Origin of the sequence: Rhodococcus rhodochrous, assembly GCF_900187265.1 — a bacterium.
Lineage (GTDB): Bacteria > Actinomycetota > Actinomycetes > Mycobacteriales > Mycobacteriaceae > Rhodococcus > Rhodococcus rhodochrous.
Genome location: NZ_LT906450.1, coordinates 4,006,261 through 4,021,936, shown reverse-complemented (window position 1 = coordinate 4,021,936; position 15,676 = coordinate 4,006,261). Strand labels below are relative to the sequence as shown.

Annotated in this window: 18 protein-coding genes; 8 read left to right on the top strand and 10 right to left on the bottom strand. The window is 69.8% G+C overall.

The annotated features are described in order from the left end of the window. The first annotated feature begins 30 nt into the window (after positions 1-30). The 3 genes from CKW34_RS18405 (at position 31) to CKW34_RS18395 (ending at position 2,487) form a co-directional block, all read left to right on the top strand. The gene (locus CKW34_RS18405) at positions 31-321 is read left to right on the top strand and encodes a DUF2516 family protein (RefSeq protein WP_024101750.1); all 291 of its coding nucleotides are present in this window, start codon (positions 31-33) and stop codon (positions 319-321) included. 164 nt (positions 322-485) lie between these two features. Next, positions 486-1,409 carry an AurF N-oxygenase family protein gene (locus CKW34_RS18400; protein ID WP_059383376.1) on the top strand — a complete coding sequence of 308 codons (924 nt, stop codon included), beginning with the start codon at positions 486-488 and terminating at the stop codon, positions 1,407-1,409. Positions 1,410-1,449: 40 nt separating this feature from the next. After that, positions 1,450-2,487 (top strand): alpha/beta fold hydrolase, encoded by a 1,038-nt coding sequence (locus CKW34_RS18395; protein WP_059383375.1) that lies wholly within the window; start codon positions 1,450-1,452, stop codon positions 2,485-2,487. A 65-nt stretch (positions 2,488-2,552) separates the two neighbouring features. Here CKW34_RS18395 and purU read toward each other — a convergent pair whose 3' ends face one another. The 3 genes from purU to CKW34_RS18380 form a co-directional block, all read right to left on the bottom strand. Further along, on the bottom strand, positions 2,553-3,440 hold the full coding sequence (purU, locus tag CKW34_RS18390; RefSeq protein WP_016693701.1) for a formyltetrahydrofolate deformylase: 888 nt from the start codon (positions 3,438-3,440) through the stop codon (positions 2,553-2,555). Positions 3,441-3,531: 91 nt separating this feature from the next. After that, the gene (locus CKW34_RS18385; protein ID WP_080968329.1) at positions 3,532-4,422 is read right to left on the bottom strand and encodes a class I SAM-dependent methyltransferase; all 891 of its coding nucleotides are present in this window, start codon (positions 4,420-4,422) and stop codon (positions 3,532-3,534) included. Next, entirely contained in the window at positions 4,419-4,952 is a 534-nt protein-coding gene (locus tag CKW34_RS18380; protein ID WP_059383374.1) for a GNAT family N-acetyltransferase, read from the bottom strand. Before CKW34_RS18380 ends, CKW34_RS18385 begins: the two co-directional genes overlap by 4 nt. 100 nt (positions 4,953-5,052) lie before the next feature. Between CKW34_RS18380 and deoC the strand changes: the two genes are divergently transcribed. Then, a complete protein-coding gene (deoC, locus tag CKW34_RS18375; RefSeq protein WP_059383422.1) occupies positions 5,053-5,718 on the top strand; it encodes a deoxyribose-phosphate aldolase in 666 nt (221 codons plus the stop codon). Between the two features lie 36 nt (positions 5,719-5,754). Here deoC and CKW34_RS18370 read toward each other — a convergent pair whose 3' ends face one another. Then, entirely contained in the window at positions 5,755-6,504 is a 750-nt protein-coding gene (locus tag CKW34_RS18370; RefSeq protein ID WP_059383373.1) for an LmeA family phospholipid-binding protein, read from the bottom strand. 104 nt (positions 6,505-6,608) lie between these two features. Here CKW34_RS18370 and CKW34_RS18365 point away from each other — a divergent pair, with 104 nt between their 5' ends. Further along, the gene (locus CKW34_RS18365; protein ID WP_006552373.1) at positions 6,609-7,226 is read left to right on the top strand and encodes a type IV toxin-antitoxin system AbiEi family antitoxin domain-containing protein; all 618 of its coding nucleotides are present in this window, start codon (positions 6,609-6,611) and stop codon (positions 7,224-7,226) included. Positions 7,227-7,237: 11 nt separating this feature from the next. Here the strand turns inward: CKW34_RS18365 and CKW34_RS18360 are convergent, their stop codons facing one another. The 3 genes from CKW34_RS18360 to CKW34_RS18350 form a co-directional block, all read right to left on the bottom strand. After that, complete coding sequence (locus CKW34_RS18360) at positions 7,238-8,077, bottom strand: hypothetical protein (RefSeq protein ID WP_059383372.1); 840 nt, start codon at positions 8,075-8,077, stop codon at positions 7,238-7,240. A 3-nt stretch (positions 8,078-8,080) separates the two neighbouring features. Further along, entirely contained in the window at positions 8,081-8,581 is a 501-nt protein-coding gene (locus CKW34_RS18355; protein WP_059383371.1) for a DUF2505 domain-containing protein, read from the bottom strand. A 76-nt stretch (positions 8,582-8,657) separates the two neighbouring features. Then, positions 8,658-9,167 (bottom strand): DUF2505 domain-containing protein, encoded by a 510-nt coding sequence (locus tag CKW34_RS18350; protein WP_059383370.1) that lies wholly within the window; start codon positions 9,165-9,167, stop codon positions 8,658-8,660. Positions 9,168-9,238: 71 nt separating this feature from the next. Between CKW34_RS18350 and CKW34_RS18345 the strand changes: the two genes are divergently transcribed. After that, positions 9,239-10,285, top strand: coding sequence for a UDP-N-acetylmuramate dehydrogenase (locus CKW34_RS18345; protein WP_059383369.1), 1,047 nt, complete (start codon positions 9,239-9,241; stop codon positions 10,283-10,285). A gap of 18 nt (positions 10,286-10,303) precedes the next feature. On the opposite strand, the gene CKW34_RS18340 is transcribed toward CKW34_RS18345, so the two are convergent. Together CKW34_RS18340 and CKW34_RS18335 are read right to left on the bottom strand one after the other, a co-directional pair. Continuing rightward, a complete protein-coding gene (locus CKW34_RS18340) occupies positions 10,304-11,338 on the bottom strand; it encodes a DUF2804 domain-containing protein (protein WP_059383368.1) in 1,035 nt (344 codons plus the stop codon). 64 nt (positions 11,339-11,402) lie between these two features. Then, positions 11,403-12,152: an SDR family NAD(P)-dependent oxidoreductase gene (locus CKW34_RS18335; RefSeq protein WP_059383367.1), complete on the bottom strand. Its 750-nt coding sequence runs from the start codon at positions 12,150-12,152 to the stop codon at positions 11,403-11,405. An 83-nt stretch (positions 12,153-12,235) separates the two neighbouring features. Here CKW34_RS18335 and CKW34_RS18330 point away from each other — a divergent pair, with 83 nt between their 5' ends. Beyond that, positions 12,236-12,913: a TetR/AcrR family transcriptional regulator gene (locus CKW34_RS18330; protein ID WP_059383366.1), complete on the top strand. Its 678-nt coding sequence runs from the start codon at positions 12,236-12,238 to the stop codon at positions 12,911-12,913. Positions 12,914-13,196: 283 nt separating this feature from the next. Beyond that, the gene (locus CKW34_RS18325) at positions 13,197-14,522 is read left to right on the top strand and encodes an ROK family transcriptional regulator (protein WP_059383365.1); all 1,326 of its coding nucleotides are present in this window, start codon (positions 13,197-13,199) and stop codon (positions 14,520-14,522) included. Between the two features lie 16 nt (positions 14,523-14,538). Here the strand turns inward: CKW34_RS18325 and CKW34_RS18320 are convergent, their stop codons facing one another. Continuing rightward, on the bottom strand, positions 14,539-15,633 hold the full coding sequence (locus CKW34_RS18320) for a tocopherol cyclase family protein (protein WP_059383364.1): 1,095 nt from the start codon (positions 15,631-15,633) through the stop codon (positions 14,539-14,541). Positions 15,634-15,676: the final 43 nt, after the last annotated feature.

Sequence of the window (15,676 nt, the reverse complement as noted above, 5' to 3'; positions counted from 1 at the left end):
CACGGGGGCCGATTCTCGTAGACTGGTGTGGTGACGAATGTCGATTCACTTGCCGGTCTGATCATCCTCGCGCTGCAGATCATCGCCATCGCCGGGGCGGGATTCGCGTTGTTCCACGTCGTGCGTCAGCCCGCCGAGGCGTTTCCGGCCGTCGACAAGCTGACCAAGCCCGTCTGGCTCGGCATCCTCGTGGCTGCGCTGCTCGTCCTCGTCGTCTTCGGCGCGGTGGGTTTGCTCGGGATCATCGCGGTCGTCGCGGTGTGCGTGTACCTCGTGGACGTCCGCCCGCGGGTCGAGGAGGTCCAGCGCCCGCGGTGGTGACCGCTCCGCGGTGATGACTGCGGGGTCCGAACTCCGCGGTGGTGATCAGGGAGGTCCGTCGTCCTCGGTGGTAGGGCGGGTGGGCCTCCCTTTCGCTTGACAAGTGTGATCCAGATAATGACACTTCGGGTAACGGATAATTTTCCGAGACGAGGTGGTCGGCGATGACGCTCCTTCGAAAGCACGACAGCCTGCCGGGTGAACACTCCACGGATCACCGGCAGGAAACCGCGCAACGACTGCTCGATTCGTCGGCGCGGCTCTCCTACAATCCTGAGCTCGAGATCGACTGGGATGCGCCGCTCGTGGACGGAAAGTACGGCATGACCCCGGAATGGTGCAGTCTCTACGGCACCGACCTGTGGGAACGCATGTCGGAGGATCAGCGCATCACCCTCACCGAGCACGAGGCCGCGAGCATCGCCGGCACCGGGATCTGGTTCGAGATGATCCTCATGCAGATGCTCGTGCGCGATCTCTACCGGCACGATCCGGCGACCCCCTACGTGCAGTTCGGGCTCACCGAGATCGCCGACGAATGCCGGCACTCGATCATGTTCGCGCGGTCGGCGCAGCGATACGGCATCCCCTCCTACCGGCCCAAGCGCTGGATCCGCGAGACCGGCCGGTTGTTCAAGGCCGTCGCGCGCGGCGCCCTTGCCTACGGCGGCACCCTGTTCGCCGAGGAGATCCTCGACATGATGCAGCGCGACTTCATGCGCGACGAGCGGGTGCAGCCCATCACCCGGACGGTGAGCCACGTCCATGTCGTGGAGGAGTCGCGGCACATCCGCTACGCCCGCGAGGAGACCCGCAGGCGCTCGGCCCGGCTCGGTCGTCTCGAGCGGGCATGGATCCGGATCCACCTCGGGGTGAGCGCGTACTTCGTCGTCACCAGCCTCGTGAACGACCAGGTCTACGCGGCGGCCGGACTCGACGTCGCCGAGGCGAAGAAGGCCGCGCGGGAGAACAGGCATTACCACGACAAGCTCCGCCAGGGCACTCGCCGCACCGTCGAATTCCTCGACGAGGTGGGACTGATCGGCGGTCCGTCCACTCTGCTTCTGCGTCGCGCGCACGTCCTGTGACGCCGCGCTGCTCCACCGAACCGACAGGAGAATCCCACCCGTGAGAAAGCCGTCCCCGACCGCGTCGATCGTCGCGGGTTCGATCGTTCTCGCTGCCGCGGCGACCACCGCCGTGCTCGTCCGCCGGCGTCGTCGGACGGTCGTCCGTACCGAGGACGTCGCGCCGCACGAGTTGCTGCGAGAACCGGAACTCGAACCCGAGATCCTCGACGTCCGCGCCGAGGACGGTGCCCGGCTCAACGTGCTCGCCTACGGCGACGCGGACGCTCCCGTGCTGGTGTTCTGCCACGGTTGGACGTGCAACGCCGCGTACTGGACCCCGCAGATCAACGCGTTCGCGGAGAACTACCGGGTGGTGGTCTACGACCAGCGCGGGCACGGCGACAGCGAGGCCGGGGCACGGCCGCTGGGAGCCGACGTGCTCGCCGACGATCTGCAGGCGGTCCTCGACGCCGTGGTCCGGCCCGGCGCGAAGGCCGTACTCACCGGTCACAGCATGGGCGGGATGAGCATCATCGCGTGGGCCGAGAAGTACCCGGAGAACGTCGACCGCACGGTCGCGGGCGTGCTGCTCGCGAGCACCGGCACCGACCGGCTCGTCGCCGACTCGGCGATCGTGCCGCTGCCGCAACGCTTCCCGCGGGTACCGGTGCCCGTCGCGAGCCGGCTCATGGGCGCGACGGTTCCGCTCGCCGCGTCCCCGGTGACGACGCGGGCCCTGCGCTACGTGGCCCTGTCGCCCGGCGCGAGCACCGCGGAGGTGCAGTTCTGCGAGAAGATCGTGCTCGGTTGCCCGCCGCGCACGCGGGGCGGCTGGGGCAGGGTCCTCAGCGCCCTCGACATCCGTGAGGGCCTGCGCAACCTCACCGTCCCGACGACGGTGCTGGTCGGCACCGCCGACCGTCTCACCCCGCCGGTCCACGCCCGGCGTCTTGCCGAGGAACTCGAACGTGCGGGCAACCTCGAACGTCTCGTGGTGCTCGACGGAGTCGGCCACATGAGCTCGGTCGAAGCGATCGATCGGTTCGACGAGGAGGTCGCGCACCTCGTCGAACGAGCCGGTGTGCCCGTCGGCTGAGCCGATCACTCACGCACGAAACCGGTCCATCCGTTCGCGGGTGGACCGGTTTCGGCTCCGGGGATCTACCGGAAGACGACGGTCTTGCTGTCGTGCACCAGCACCCGGTCCTCGAGGTGCCAGCGCAGACCGCGTGAGAGGACCAGCTTCTCCACGTCGCGGCCCTGCCGGACCATGTCGCTGACGCTGTCGCTGTGACTGACGCGGATGACGTCCTGCTCGATGATCGGGCCCGCGTCGAGTTCGGCGGTGACGTAGTGGCAGGTCGCGCCGATGAGCTTCACACCGCGCGTGAAGGCCTGATGGTAGGGCCGTGCGCCGATGAACGACGGCAGGAAGCTGTGGTGGATGTTGATCGCCCGGCCGGCCCAGTGCTCGCACAGCTCCTCCGGGAGCACCTGCATGAACCGGGCGAGGACCACCGCGTGCGGGTCGTGGGAGTCGACGAGCTTGCGGACCTGCTCGAAGGCCGGTCCGCGCTCGGCCGGATCCTTCGGGAACGACACATAGTGGAAGGTGATGCCGTGCCGCTGCGCGACCGGTTCGAGATCGCGATGGTTGCCGATGACGGCGCAGATCTCGGCGTCGAGTTCCCCTGCGGCGACACGTCCGAGGATGTCGTGCAGGCAGTGCCCTTCCTTGCTCACGAGCAGCACGACGCGCTTGCGCTTGCCGGTGTCGGAGAGCGTCCATTCGGTCTGCGGCCCGATGTCGGCGGCGACGCTCGCGAACTTCTCGCGCAGCTCGTCGAGGCCGAACGGGATCGACGACGCCCGGACGGCCTGGCGGGTGAAGAACCAGCCGGTGTCCTGGTCGGCGTGGTAGGCCGCCTCGACGATCGAGCCGCCGACCTCCGCGAGGAAGGTCGCGATGCGGGCGACGATCCCGGTGGTGTCCGGGCAGCCCAGGGTCAGAACGTAACGTCGATCGTCGGCGGATGAGGCGAGCGTCATGCCCCGATTGTCTCAGGTGACACGTTGCGCTCTGTTTCCGGTCGGCTCTGCTTTCGGTAGGCGCTGCCCCCGTCGGCGCTGCTGCCGGTCGTCAGCCCGACACCGGAGGGCGTCGAACCGTGCCCGTGGCGACGAGGGTGGTCGCGTCGATCGTGTGCAGTCCGCGTGCGGTGACCTCCTCGGCGATCTGCTCCCGCACCGATGCCACCCGTCCTGAGTCGAGCCCGGTCAGCGCCGCGCGCAGACCGGTGCCCGTCACCAGTGACCAGCACAACTCGTCCGTCGCCGGAAGAAGATTCGACAGGGTGCGGACCTCCACGGAATCGGTTCCGGCGTCGGCGAGCCACGCCTCGAGCGTGTCCGGCGTGTCGATCCGGTGCAGCGGTGTTCGATCGCGCAGGGCGCCGCGCTCGCGCAGTTCGGGGGAGTGGAGGGACGCGACGTCGAACACGATCGACGAGAACTCCTCCATCGCGCCGTGTCGCCAGACCGTCACGCCGGCGCGTCCGCCCTGCCGCACGAGCGAGACCAGACGCCAGAAGGTGCGGTCCATGTCCGGGAGGAAGAACACCCCGTAGGAGATCGACAGCACGTCGTAGCCGGCGGCGGGAACGTCCGACGGCGCCTCCCACTGCGAGGCGTCCGCACAGACGAACTCGATGTTCTTCAGTCCGCGGCGTTCCGCGGTCACGCGGCCGCGTTCGAGCATCTCGTCGGCGACGTCGACGCCGTGGACGAGCCCCTCGGGTCCGACTGCTGCGGCGGCGGGAAGCGCGGACGATCCCGTTCCGCAACACACGTCGAGCACCGCCTCGCCGGGGGAGACACCGAGCTGGAAGACCAGAGCCTGCCCGGCCGGTCCCCAGACCGTCGGGGTCAACTCGTCGAAATCACCGCTCGCCGCGTCGAAGGTGCGCGCGGTCTCGGCGGAATCGGCCCGGACATCGGAGGCGGCCCGGACATTCTCGGGATCGTCGTTCATGCCGGCTCCTCGAGAGCGTAGAACGGCTCGGCGTACCGGAAGGCACCCCGCAGCTCGGGATCGTGTGCCGTGAGCGCCCGCGCCTGGAAATGGGACGTCCACTCCTCGACGTCCGGGGAGATCCCGAGTTCGGCGGCGGGCACGAAACCGAAACGGGGGTAGTAGTCGGGATGCCCGAGCAGGAGCACGAGCGACTCGTCCAGAGCGTCCGCCGCTCCGAGAACGGCGTGCATGAGAGCGCCGCCCACACCGGAGCGCTGCGAATCGGGACGGACACCGAGCGGACCGAGGCCCAGGGTAGGAGTGCTGCCGACATGACCGCGAGTGGCGACCACGTGACCGACGATCGCGCCCGAGACGTCCTCGGCCACGAGCGACAACGGGGGCAGCCACGCGTCGCTCGCCCGCAACGACGCGACCAGACCGGGTTCGACCGGCTCGCAGCCCTCCGGGGCGAACGGTGCGAAGGCGGTGCGATGCACGTCGGCGATCGCACGGACGTCGGCGGGGAGTTCTCGACGGATCAGCACGCGATCATTGTGGGTGCCGGAGGGGACCGCGCGCGAGTGGATTACCGAAGCTGCGAGGCGGTTCCGGATGCTCGGGCCCGCCGTGTGGGAAGCTGCAGTCATGTCCGGAACCCCGTTGACCCGCACGCAGGTCGCGTCGATGATCGACCACACCCTCCTCAAACCCGAAGCGTCCTCACAGGACGTGCGGGCCCTCGTCGACGAAGCCGTCGAGCTCGGCGTGTATGCGGTGTGCGTGTCGCCGTCGATGCTGCCCCTGCGGGCCGAGGGGGTCACGGTCGCGACGGTCGTCGGTTTCCCGTCGGGCAAGCACCATTCGCTCATCAAGGGCGCCGAGGCGCGACTTGCCGTCGACGAGGGTGCACGCGAGATCGACATGGTGATCGACGTGGGGGCAGCGGTGGCCGGCGACTACAACGCCGTCCTCGCCGACATCCTCACCGTGCGCGAAGCGATCGGGTTCGACCCGGTCCTCAAGGTCATCATCGAATCCGCCGTGCTCTCCGACGAGGCGATCGTCGAGGTGTGCCGCGCCGCGGAGAAGGCCGGGGCGAACTTCGTGAAGACCTCCACCGGCTTCCATCCCGCGGGCGGCGCCACCACCCACGCGGTCGCGCTCATGGCGGAGACGGTGGGCGGCCGGCTCGGCATCAAGGCGAGCGGCGGAATCCGCACCGCCATGAGCGCGACCGCGATGATCGACGCCGGGGCCACGCGCCTCGGGTTGTCCGGTAGTCGCGCGGTCCTCGACGGTCTGCAGAGCTGAGCAGCTCTCGACGGTCTGCCGGACCGGCCTCCTCGGTCACGACAGGAGGCCGCAGCTGCCCTCCTGCTGTTGCTGCTGTCCCTGCGGGGCCTCCGGCAGCACGAAGCGGCCACCCTCGAGGCGGAGATCGATGCCGGCGTCGGTGACGTTCACCTCGGTGGCCTGCATCCCCAGCGGGTACTGCTGCAGACCCGAGGTCAGGATCTCCACGACGCCGTCGACGAGGGCCGTCGGGAGCCCGATGCCGAGGATCGTCGCGTCCGTCGTCTCGACCGTCACCACGCCGCTGTTCACCACCGGTCGCGCGGTGAACTCCGCAAGACCCTGACCGCCGACCGTGAACGTCAGGGTGCCCGCGTTCTCGTCGGCCGTGACGTCGGTGACGAGGCCGCCGACCGGCTGGCTCTGCACGGTCGCGAGGATCCCGGAGGTCGGCCACGACACGTCGGCACTCGAGCTGCCGATGGTGCCGGCGCCCTCGGCGGAGTCGCGCAGGTCGACATCGTTGACCTCGGCGTGCACCTGCATCTGCTGGGCGGGACCGAAGGCGGTGTCGTCGCTGTCGAGGGCGACCGAGGGAACCTGCCGGTCGAGCAGCTGCAGCAGTACCGGCTTCCAGCTCAGGTCGACGTCGACTCCCGTGCCGAGCTCGCTCTCGAAGGACTGGGCGAGGCACGTGGTCGCGCGGTTGCGGACGTACACCTCCGCGCCCACCAGGACTGCGACCAGCGCCGCGACGAGAACGACGGCGATCGTGACGGTGCGGTTGCGCTTCCGTTGCGTCATGGTCGCCGATTCTTCCGGAAGACACTGAGGATCGACTGAGCACACGGCCGCCGGATGAGGAAAATATGTGAGGTGTACCACATTCGTCGGCTACGCTGGGCGCCATGACAGGGTGGACGGATTCAGGTTACGACGCAACCGGGCGGGCCGATGCCGACGACTCGCTGCGGCGCCTCGCCGCCACGCAAGCCGGGTTCTTCACCGCACGCCAGGCCGTCGGTCACGGAATAGCAGCTCACGACTTCGCGGAACGCATCGAGGCGGGACTGTGGATCCGCGTCGAGACCGAACTGTTCCGCCTCAGCGACAGCCCACGGACGAAGTTCGACGAGTTCGCCCAGTGGTGCACCTGGTACGAGGGGGAAGCGGTCGTCTCGCACCAGAGCGCCGCCGACCTGCACGGCATGGGTCACCTCCAGCCGCGCTTCCTGCACCTGTCCACCCCCGACCAGCGCACCGTGCCGAGCAACCGGCTCGCGCTGCACCACCGGACGCTGGCGGAGGAGGACTGCGAGGTCGTCGGGGCCTTCCGGATCACCACTCCCGCCCGCACCGCGGTCGACCTCGCGGCCGGTGGCGTGTCCCAGGAAGTGCTCGACGAACTCGTCGGCGACGCGATCGCGCTCGGCCGGGTCGACTCCGACCAGCTGCACGCCGCGGTGGCGAACCAGCCGGCCGCGGTGGCCGACCGGATCGAGCTCGCGCTCCTCGCCGCGGGCTGACCGACGGGGTCTCAGACCGCGACGAGCGCGCCGAGCGCAGTTCCTCGGCCGACTCGCTCGGATGCGACAGGTGCGCCGGTAGGCGCGACCGCGTCCCACGGCACCGTCAGCACGCAGTCGCGCAGACGGCGGCGGGGCGGGGACACCGGGAAGCCTTGATCCTGCAGCAGCTCGAGCGTCGCCTTCCACCGGATCCGCGGCCCGAACGCCGCGTGCGGAGCGCTCGTCGCCCACGCGCGGTCGGCCGCGCGGAGCAGCGCGTGGATCGGCTCGCCCGGGACGTTCCGGTGGATCAGCGCCTTCGGCAACCGTTCGGCGACGTCGGACGGTCTCTCCACATGGAACGGACTCCACGCCAGGGTCAGCGAACGGGGACCGTGCTCGTCGAGGAGCACCCAGGCGCAGCGCCGGCCCAGCTCGTCACAGGTGCCGTCGATGAGCAGGCCGCCGGGAGCGAGACCGGAACGCAGGTGCGCCCACGCCGGTTCGACCGCCTCCTCCGGATACTGCCGGAGCACGTTGAAGGCCCGGACCAGGGTGGGGCGCAGGCCCGCGAGTTCGAAACCGCCCCGGGCGAACTCGACACCGTCGCGGCCCGGGACCACACGGTCCGGATCGATCTCGAGACCGACCACACGCAGATCGCTGCGGACCCGACGCAGCCGCGCGGCGAGTTCGAGGGTCGTCACCGGCATGGCGCCGTAACCCAGATCGACCACCAGCGGGTCGGCGGCGTGCGTCAACGCCCTCGTGATGTGAGGGTCGTGCATCGCCCAGCGGTCGCTGCGGCGCAGCCTGTTGATGCCGGTGGTGCCGCGCGTGACGACACCGACGGGTCCTCGATTCCGCACGCGCTACCGACCGGCGAGCCAGTCGGCGGTGATGGCCGCTTCGGTGCGGAACACGTCGACGAGATTGGTGAGGATGAGTTCTTCGAGCTTGCCGCCGACGAACGGGATGTGCACCTTGGCCTCGGAAGTGGTGCGGAGCGTGGCACCGCGGTCGTCGCCGAAGAGGTCCATCGTGCCGGTGAGACTGCCCGGACCGCCGGGGATCGACGCCTGGTAGGTGCCGGTCGCACGGTCGGTGAACGGCCCGTAGGTCTCCTTGCGCGTGATGACCATGTCCTTCTTGATCACCGTGCGGGCGATCTCCGGCAGGTCGGAACGCGGCAGGACGTGGTGCAACACCAGCGCGATGCCCGTTTCGGAGACCGTGAACTCGCGGACGTGGTTCTCCGAGTACTTGCGCATCTCGGTCATCCGCGCTTCCCAGTGATCGGGGTCGGCGAGAGCCTCGTACACCCGCTCCGGTGGATGAGGGAAGCGGGCGGAGTAGTCGATACGCCGTGCCACGACCGGCCAGGTTACCGCGCCGGACGGCCTCTCCGGAAATCGCGATCGTCCACGGGGAAGCCCCGCGGGCGTGCGATCAGGCCGAGTGGTCCCCGTTCAACCACTGCTCGGTGAAGGTGCGCTCCGCGTCGAACAGCTCGACGAGTTGCTCGACGATCATGCCCTCGATCTTGGAACCGAGGAACGGGATCTTCACCTCGACGGTGCCGTCGATGACGACGGACGAACCCGTCCCGTCGGCGATGAGGGTCATCCCCCCGGTGACCTCGCCGGGCATGCCGTCGACGTGGGCCGAGAACCTGCCCTCGGCGCGACCGTCCGCGAACGCACCCCACGCCTCGTGACGCCGGATGACGAGGTCGCCCGGGCGCAGGCTCGTGACCATGCTCGGCAGGTGCTCGGCCGGGATCGCCTGATGGAGGTCGAGTTCGATGGTGCCGTCACCGGTGTCGGCGCGTTCGACCGCAGCATTCGGGCCCCCGACCTCACGCAGCCGGGTCTGCCAGTACTGCGGATCGACGAACGCCGTGTGGACCGCAGCAGGCGGGGACGAGTAGTTCGCAGTGTGGTCGATAGGGCTGCCCATACGGGGCACGCTACCGTTTGCTGGTGCTTGATCCACGTATCAGGGCCCGGCTCGTCGAAACGGGAGCCACGGTGTCCGAGCAGGTGTCGCTGTCGGAGTTCACGACCCTCCGGCTCGGTGGTCCCGCCCGGTATCTCGTCGAATGCACGTCCACCGCGTCGTTGATCGAGGTCGTGCGCCTGCTGGACGAGCAGGGAGTGCCGCTGCTGCTCCTGGCGGGCGGCTCCAACCTCGTGATCGGGGACGACGGCTTCGACGGCGTCGTGGTCCGTGTCGCGACCACCGGTGTCGACCTCCGCGACGACCACGTCCGGGTGGATGCGGGAGCCGAATGGGACGCCGTCGTCGCGGCCACCGTGGACGCCGGCCTCGGCGGCCTCGAATGCCTGTCGGGTATCCCCGGATCCACGGGAGCGACGCCGGTGCAGAACGTCGGCGCGTACGGCGTCGAGGTGGGCTCGATCCTGCGTCGCGTCCGCCTGCTCGACCGCGCCACCGGCCAGGACCCGTGGGTCGGCCCCGAGGCACTCGGTCTCGGCTACCGGACCAGCATCCTCAAGCACACCGACGCAGCAGTCGTCCTCGAGGTGGAACTGGACGTGCGGAGCGATGGTTCCTCCGCGCCCCTGGCCTACCGGGAACTCGCGGTCGCGCTGGGGGCGGAGGAGGGCGAGCGCCGGCCGGCGGCCCAGGTCCGCGAGCACGTCCTCGCGCTGCGCCGCAGCAAGGGCATGGTGCTCGACGCCGAGGACCACGACACCTGGAGCGCCGGATCGTTCTTCACGAACCCCGTCGTCCCCGACGACCGCCTGCCGCAGGTGCTCGCGGCTATCGCGGCGAAGGTAGGGGAGGACGTGCGCATCCCGCAGTTCCCCGCGGACGGCGGCACCAAGCTGTCGGCCGGATGGCTCATCGAGCGGGCCGGTTTCGCGAAGGGTTTCCCCGCCGCCGACGCACCGGCGCGGTTGTCGACGAAGCACACGCTGGCGCTCACCAACAGGGGAGCGGCATCGACGGCGGATCTCGTGGCGTTGGCGCGGACGGTGCGCGACGGCGTCGAGGACGCCTTCGGAGTGCGTCTGCATCCCGAACCCGTCACCGTGAACTGTGTGATTTGACGGACGGTCCGGCCCGGGTCACCAGCGGTTGCGGACCTCCTCCGCGAAGCCGAGCAGGTTCTCGATCTCGAGCCGGGTGCCGTCGTCGAGGACGACGCTGCCGGTGAACCGTCCGAAGACCTGATGCTGCGTGGACCGCACGAGCAGGGCGTTCACGTCGGCCGCGCGGTCGAGGATCGGTTCGAACTCCATCTCGAACCGCTCGTCGTTGCTGGTGAACCGCCACGGCGCCCCGTCGTAGGTGTCGCGGGACAGATGGAAGTGCACGCGGTCGAGCTTGTGCGCCACACCGTCGTGGAAGAGCATGTTCTCGCTCGCCGCGGTGGTGTCACCGAAGCCGTGGCCGATGTTGAACCCGAATCGCACACCCTCGTGGATTCCCGAGGCCGACCCCCAGTACCAGGTGTTGTCGTAGGTCCACACCCCGCGACCCCAGTCGAACACCCCGAACGCGGTGGCAGGATCGAAGACCAGATCGCGCCCACCCACGGTGATCGTGCCCTGCGCGGGCAGGCAGTTGATCTTCTGGTTGTAGTAGAAGGCCTTCGGCGCGCGGGGGAAGGGTGTCGCGATCACCATCCGGTCGTCGGACGGCTGCGTGAGCACGAGTTCTCCGGACAGTCCGCGCCCACCGCCGAAACGGGGGTGGTCGACGATCAGCCGCCGCGAGAGCCCCTCGTGGTGGTACTCGATGCGGAGACCGCCGTGCTCGACGACGACGTCGCCGCCGTCGGCGGTGTGCGGCAGGCGCATCCGGCCGAGCGGGAAGGGGACGAGGGCGTTCTCCGTGGTCTCGGAGCGACCCGCGAGGTCGAGCACGCTGACTCCGAGAAGCCCCATGTAACCGTTGTCGGCGACGGTCAGCGCGATCCCGAGCGGTCCGTCCACCCCGTCGGACAGAACGCAGTAGTAGTCCCACTCCTTGATGCGGAACCGCGGCGCCGCGACCCGCTGCCGGTCGTAGGTGCGGACCTCGGAGGTGTTCCAGCCGGCTTCGGCGAGCACTCCGTCGTCGTCGAGCAGCGGGCCGGGCGCGAGGCGTCGTTGGCGCATAGTCCGGGACAGTACCGACGGTGGTGGACGCGAGCGTCCCGCCGCGCCCACCACCGCGACGGGATCACTCGGTGACGCGGTGGAACCGGCCGGCGTTGGCCTGGTCGCGAGGCTTGACGATGATCTGGTCGAGGTTGACGTGCGACGGACGGGACGCGACGAAGCCGATGATCTCGGCGATGTCCTGGGCGACGAGCGGGGTGATGCCCTCGTACACCTTGTCGGCCCGATCCTTGTCGCCCTCGAAGCGCACCAGCGAGAACTCGGTCTCGACCGCGCCCGGCGCGATCTCGGTGAGACGGACGGGCTGTCCGAGCAGTTCGCCGCGCAGCGTGCGGTGCAGGACGGCCTGCGCGTGCTTGGCGGAGGTGTAGCCGGCGCCGTTGTCGTAGGCCTCGAAGGCCGCGACCGAGGTGATGGTGACGATCAGGCCGTCGCCCGAGGCGATGAGCTCGGGGATCAGCGCCTTGGTGATGCGCATGGTGCCGATGACGTTGGTCTCCCACATCCAGCGCCAGTCGTCCTCGACGGCCTCGGCCACCGGTGCGAGCCCCTTGGCGCCCCCGGCGTTATTGACCAGCACGTCGACCCGCGGCAGCACCGTGGTGAATGCGTCGACCGAATCCTCGTCGGTGACGTCGAGCTCGAGGGCGGTGCCGCCGATCTCGTCGGCGAGCTTCTGCAGTCGGTCGAGTCGGCGTGCGCCCACCACGACGTGGAAGCCCTGTGCGGCGAGCGTGCGGGCGGTCGCCTCGCCGATTCCGGAGGAGGCTCCGGTGACGACGGCGACGCGGGAATCGGGAGAGATGCTCATGGGGGCAATCGTAGTGTCGGGCACCGGATGACGCCCCACCTCCCGGCCTGCGAAGTCCCCTCCGTGCGGCTACCCTGCGGCGTATGACCACCACCCGCGGTCGATACAGCTCGGGAGAACAGACCCGGATCCGGCTCGTCGAGGCCGCCGAGCGGCTCTTCGCCCGCCGCGGATACGACGGGGTCACCCTCGCCGACATCCGCAAGGCCGCCGGACAGCACAACTCCTCGGTGGTCGGGTACTACTTCGGCACCAAGGAGGGACTGCTCGAGGCGGTCTTCTCCCACCGGTTGCCCGCCCTGAACTCCCAGCGGGAAGCGCTCCTCGCCGAGATGCTGCGGACGCGGGAGACCCTCTCGGTCCGCGACCTGCTGTGGGTGATCATCCGCCCCCTGGCCGGCACGCTCGGCCGCACCAACCACTACGTCGCCTTCCTCGACCGGCTGTCGAACCACGACCGGTTCGCCGAGTGCTTCCGCGTCACCGGACCGACGGGAACCGAGAGCGGCCGCCGGTCCGACACTGCGCTGCGGACCCTGCTCGGGCCGCTGCCCGACGACATCGCCGGGCAACGTCTGCGACTGGTCTACTCCGGCACCGTCGGTGCGCTGGCGCGATGTCATCGTGCGGGCGAATCCCCCACCACGGTCGAACTCGCCGCGCTCGTCGACGCGTGGGAGGCATTGCTGCTCGCCCCGGTGTCGGCGGAGACCGCGCAGGCGCGCGGGGATGTGCGGGAAGGTTTCCCACCGGGTCGGTGAGGATTGGACACGACGCGGTCGGGGCGATAGTTTGATCGACATGTCAGTCGGCCACACCTCCGCACCGCGGGTCACCTACGTGACCGCCGCGCTGGGATCACGGCTGCCTCTGGCGCGCGAACTCTGTTGTCGCTGCTGCGGAAAGTAACTCCGCACCGATCCCGCCCCTCGTCGTGCGGGTCCGTCTCCGATCGTGTTCTCCACGCCGGGGTCTCGGTGCGTCGATCGTCTCCCGCCCGTCCTCCGGTCATCACGTCCGGATCAGCAGCCAAGGATCAGCGCCGTGTCGGTTCCCACTCTCTCGCCGTCCGTTTCCCTTCCCTCGCGGTCGTCCGCGCCCCGTCGCGCCACCGGTTCCGCTGTTCGTGGATCCACGCGCGCAACGGTCGTCCGTCCCCGCACCTTTCGTGTGTCGAGCCCGGTCCGGATCGTCCCGCCGGACCTGCGTATCGCCGACGGCACCGGAGCGTCGGTCTTCCGTGTCGCCGCCAACCGCGGCCCCGTCTCCCGCGACGTGATCGCGAAGGTCACCGGTGCGAGCATCGCCACCGTCAATCGTCAGGTGTCGGCCCTGCTCTCGGCCGGTCTTCTGCGTGAGCGCGCCGACCTGACCGAACCCGGCGCCGTCGGCCGGCCGCGCGTTCCCGTCGAGGTCGACCACGAGCGGTACCTGACGGTCGGCATCCACATCGGTGCCGTCACCACCGGCATCGTCGCCAGCGACCTGCGTGGTCGCATCATCGGCGCCGTCGAGGTCCCCACGCCGACCGGCGACCAGGACGCCGCGCTCGCGTCGATCACCGCGAGCGCCAAGGTCTTCGCCGCACGGTGGCACCGCCGCACCCCGCTGTGGGTCGGCGTCGCACTCGGCGGGCGGGTGGACTCGAACACCGCCGTCGTCACGCACCCGCGGCTCGGCTGGGTCGACGCCCGGGTCGGCGCGATCGTCGGTGGCGGTATGGGACTGCCGGTCTCGGTGGCCGCGCACGTCGAGGCGATGGCCGCCTCCGAACTGCTCCTCACCCCCGATCGCGACGCCCCCGAGGCCAAGGGCACCGGCCTGTACTTCTACGTTCGTGAGACGGCCGGTGTGGCAATCACTTTCGACGGCAAGGTGCACACCCCTGCCGGCGGTCCGGGCTCGGTGACGCATTTCCCCACCGGTTCGTCGGCGCGGTGCTCGTGCGGCGGCACGGGCTGCCTCGAAGCGACGGTGAGCGACCGGGCGGTCGTACAGCGCGCCGTGGCCGAGGGCATCCTCACCGACCGCGACGCCACCATCGGGTCGCTCTACCGCCTCGCACGGGACGGATCCGAGGCCGCGCACGGTCTGCTCGTCGAGCGGGCCACGGTGCTCGGCCGCACCGTCGGAATGCTGCGTGACCTGTTCAACCCCGACCGTGTGATCCTCGGCGGACAGGCCTTCACCGAGTACCCGGCCGCGGTCCCGCACGTCGCCCGCGCGTTCGCCGCGTCGACCACCCTGCCGCGCAAGGACATCCGCATCACCGGCTTCGGCAACCGGGTGCAGGCCCACGCCGCGGGGGTCGTCTCGCTCAGCTCGTTGTTCTCGGATCCGATCGCGGCGATGAAGCGCACCGAACTCTGACGGAGCCCCGCCGGCTTCACACGATCGGTGGGGCGTCCGTCGCGTCCGCTGCGGCACCCCGCCGATCGAGTTCCGCCCGGGCCCGGTCGAGCCCGCCGTGTTCGAGTGCGGCCGAATGCGACTCGTCGGCCCACACCAGTTTCCCGCGTTCGTGGACCGTCACGGTCATGTGACCGCCGAGATGTTCGATCGAACCGGCGACGTTCCGTCGTTCCGCGGGCAGCGGGACCGGTAGGACGTGCGCCGCTCCGATGGGTGAACTTCCGGAGATCTCCACGCTCCAGCGGGCGTTGCGGCCGCGCAGGTGCCAGCTCTCGTCGGTGACCGTCGCCCGGACGGGGGACGTGACGGGATTGCCCAGTCGCACCACGCGCCCGTCGGGCAACGCGACGACCACCGCCGTGACCTCCGTGCGCAGCGGACCGGAGTGCACCTGCCCACCGGCGAAGGCCACACACGCCTGCGGATCGGCGAAGCCCTGCGCCTGACCCCACCACCACGATGCGGGGAAACCTCCCTTGCCCCAGTTCTTCTCGCCGTAGACCTGGGATCCGGTCAGATCCCACTTCTCGTCGCCGAGGATCACGTGGCCCTCCACCCGGCCGCCGAGCAGCCAGGAATGCCAGTACTGGTTGAGGCCGGGGACGGAATGGAAGACGCTCGACGCGCCGAAGCGGCGTCGCGGCCAAGGCCGCAGATCCGACAGTCGGATGTCGAGACGGGCGTCGTCGCCGAGATCCATCCACACGCGTTCGCTGTCGCCGCAGAAGACGTCGCCGGCCGACGCGCCGAGCCGATCGGGATCGGCAGCGGCCACCGGATGCGCGGCGGTGCGCAGGAAACCGCCGGGATGGGCGGCCAGGCCGAGCGTCGCCCAGTGCGAGCCCGGTCCTGCCGAGTCGTCGGCACGGTTGACCCCGCACAGGGCGATGACGACGCGGTCGGTTCCGGGCTGGGTGAAGCGCCAGAAGTAACCCTCCATCGCGACGCCGTGCGCGGCGAGCGGATTCCCGAAGGGTAGATCCGCTCCCGATGCGCGGTACCGGGTCCACAGATTCCTCGGTGAGAGTTCCTTCGACGAGAGCCGTCCGTGTCGTTCGTGCACCGCCATGCCCGCTCCGTTCCGTAGATCCGTCCTGTCCGTTCTCCGGATG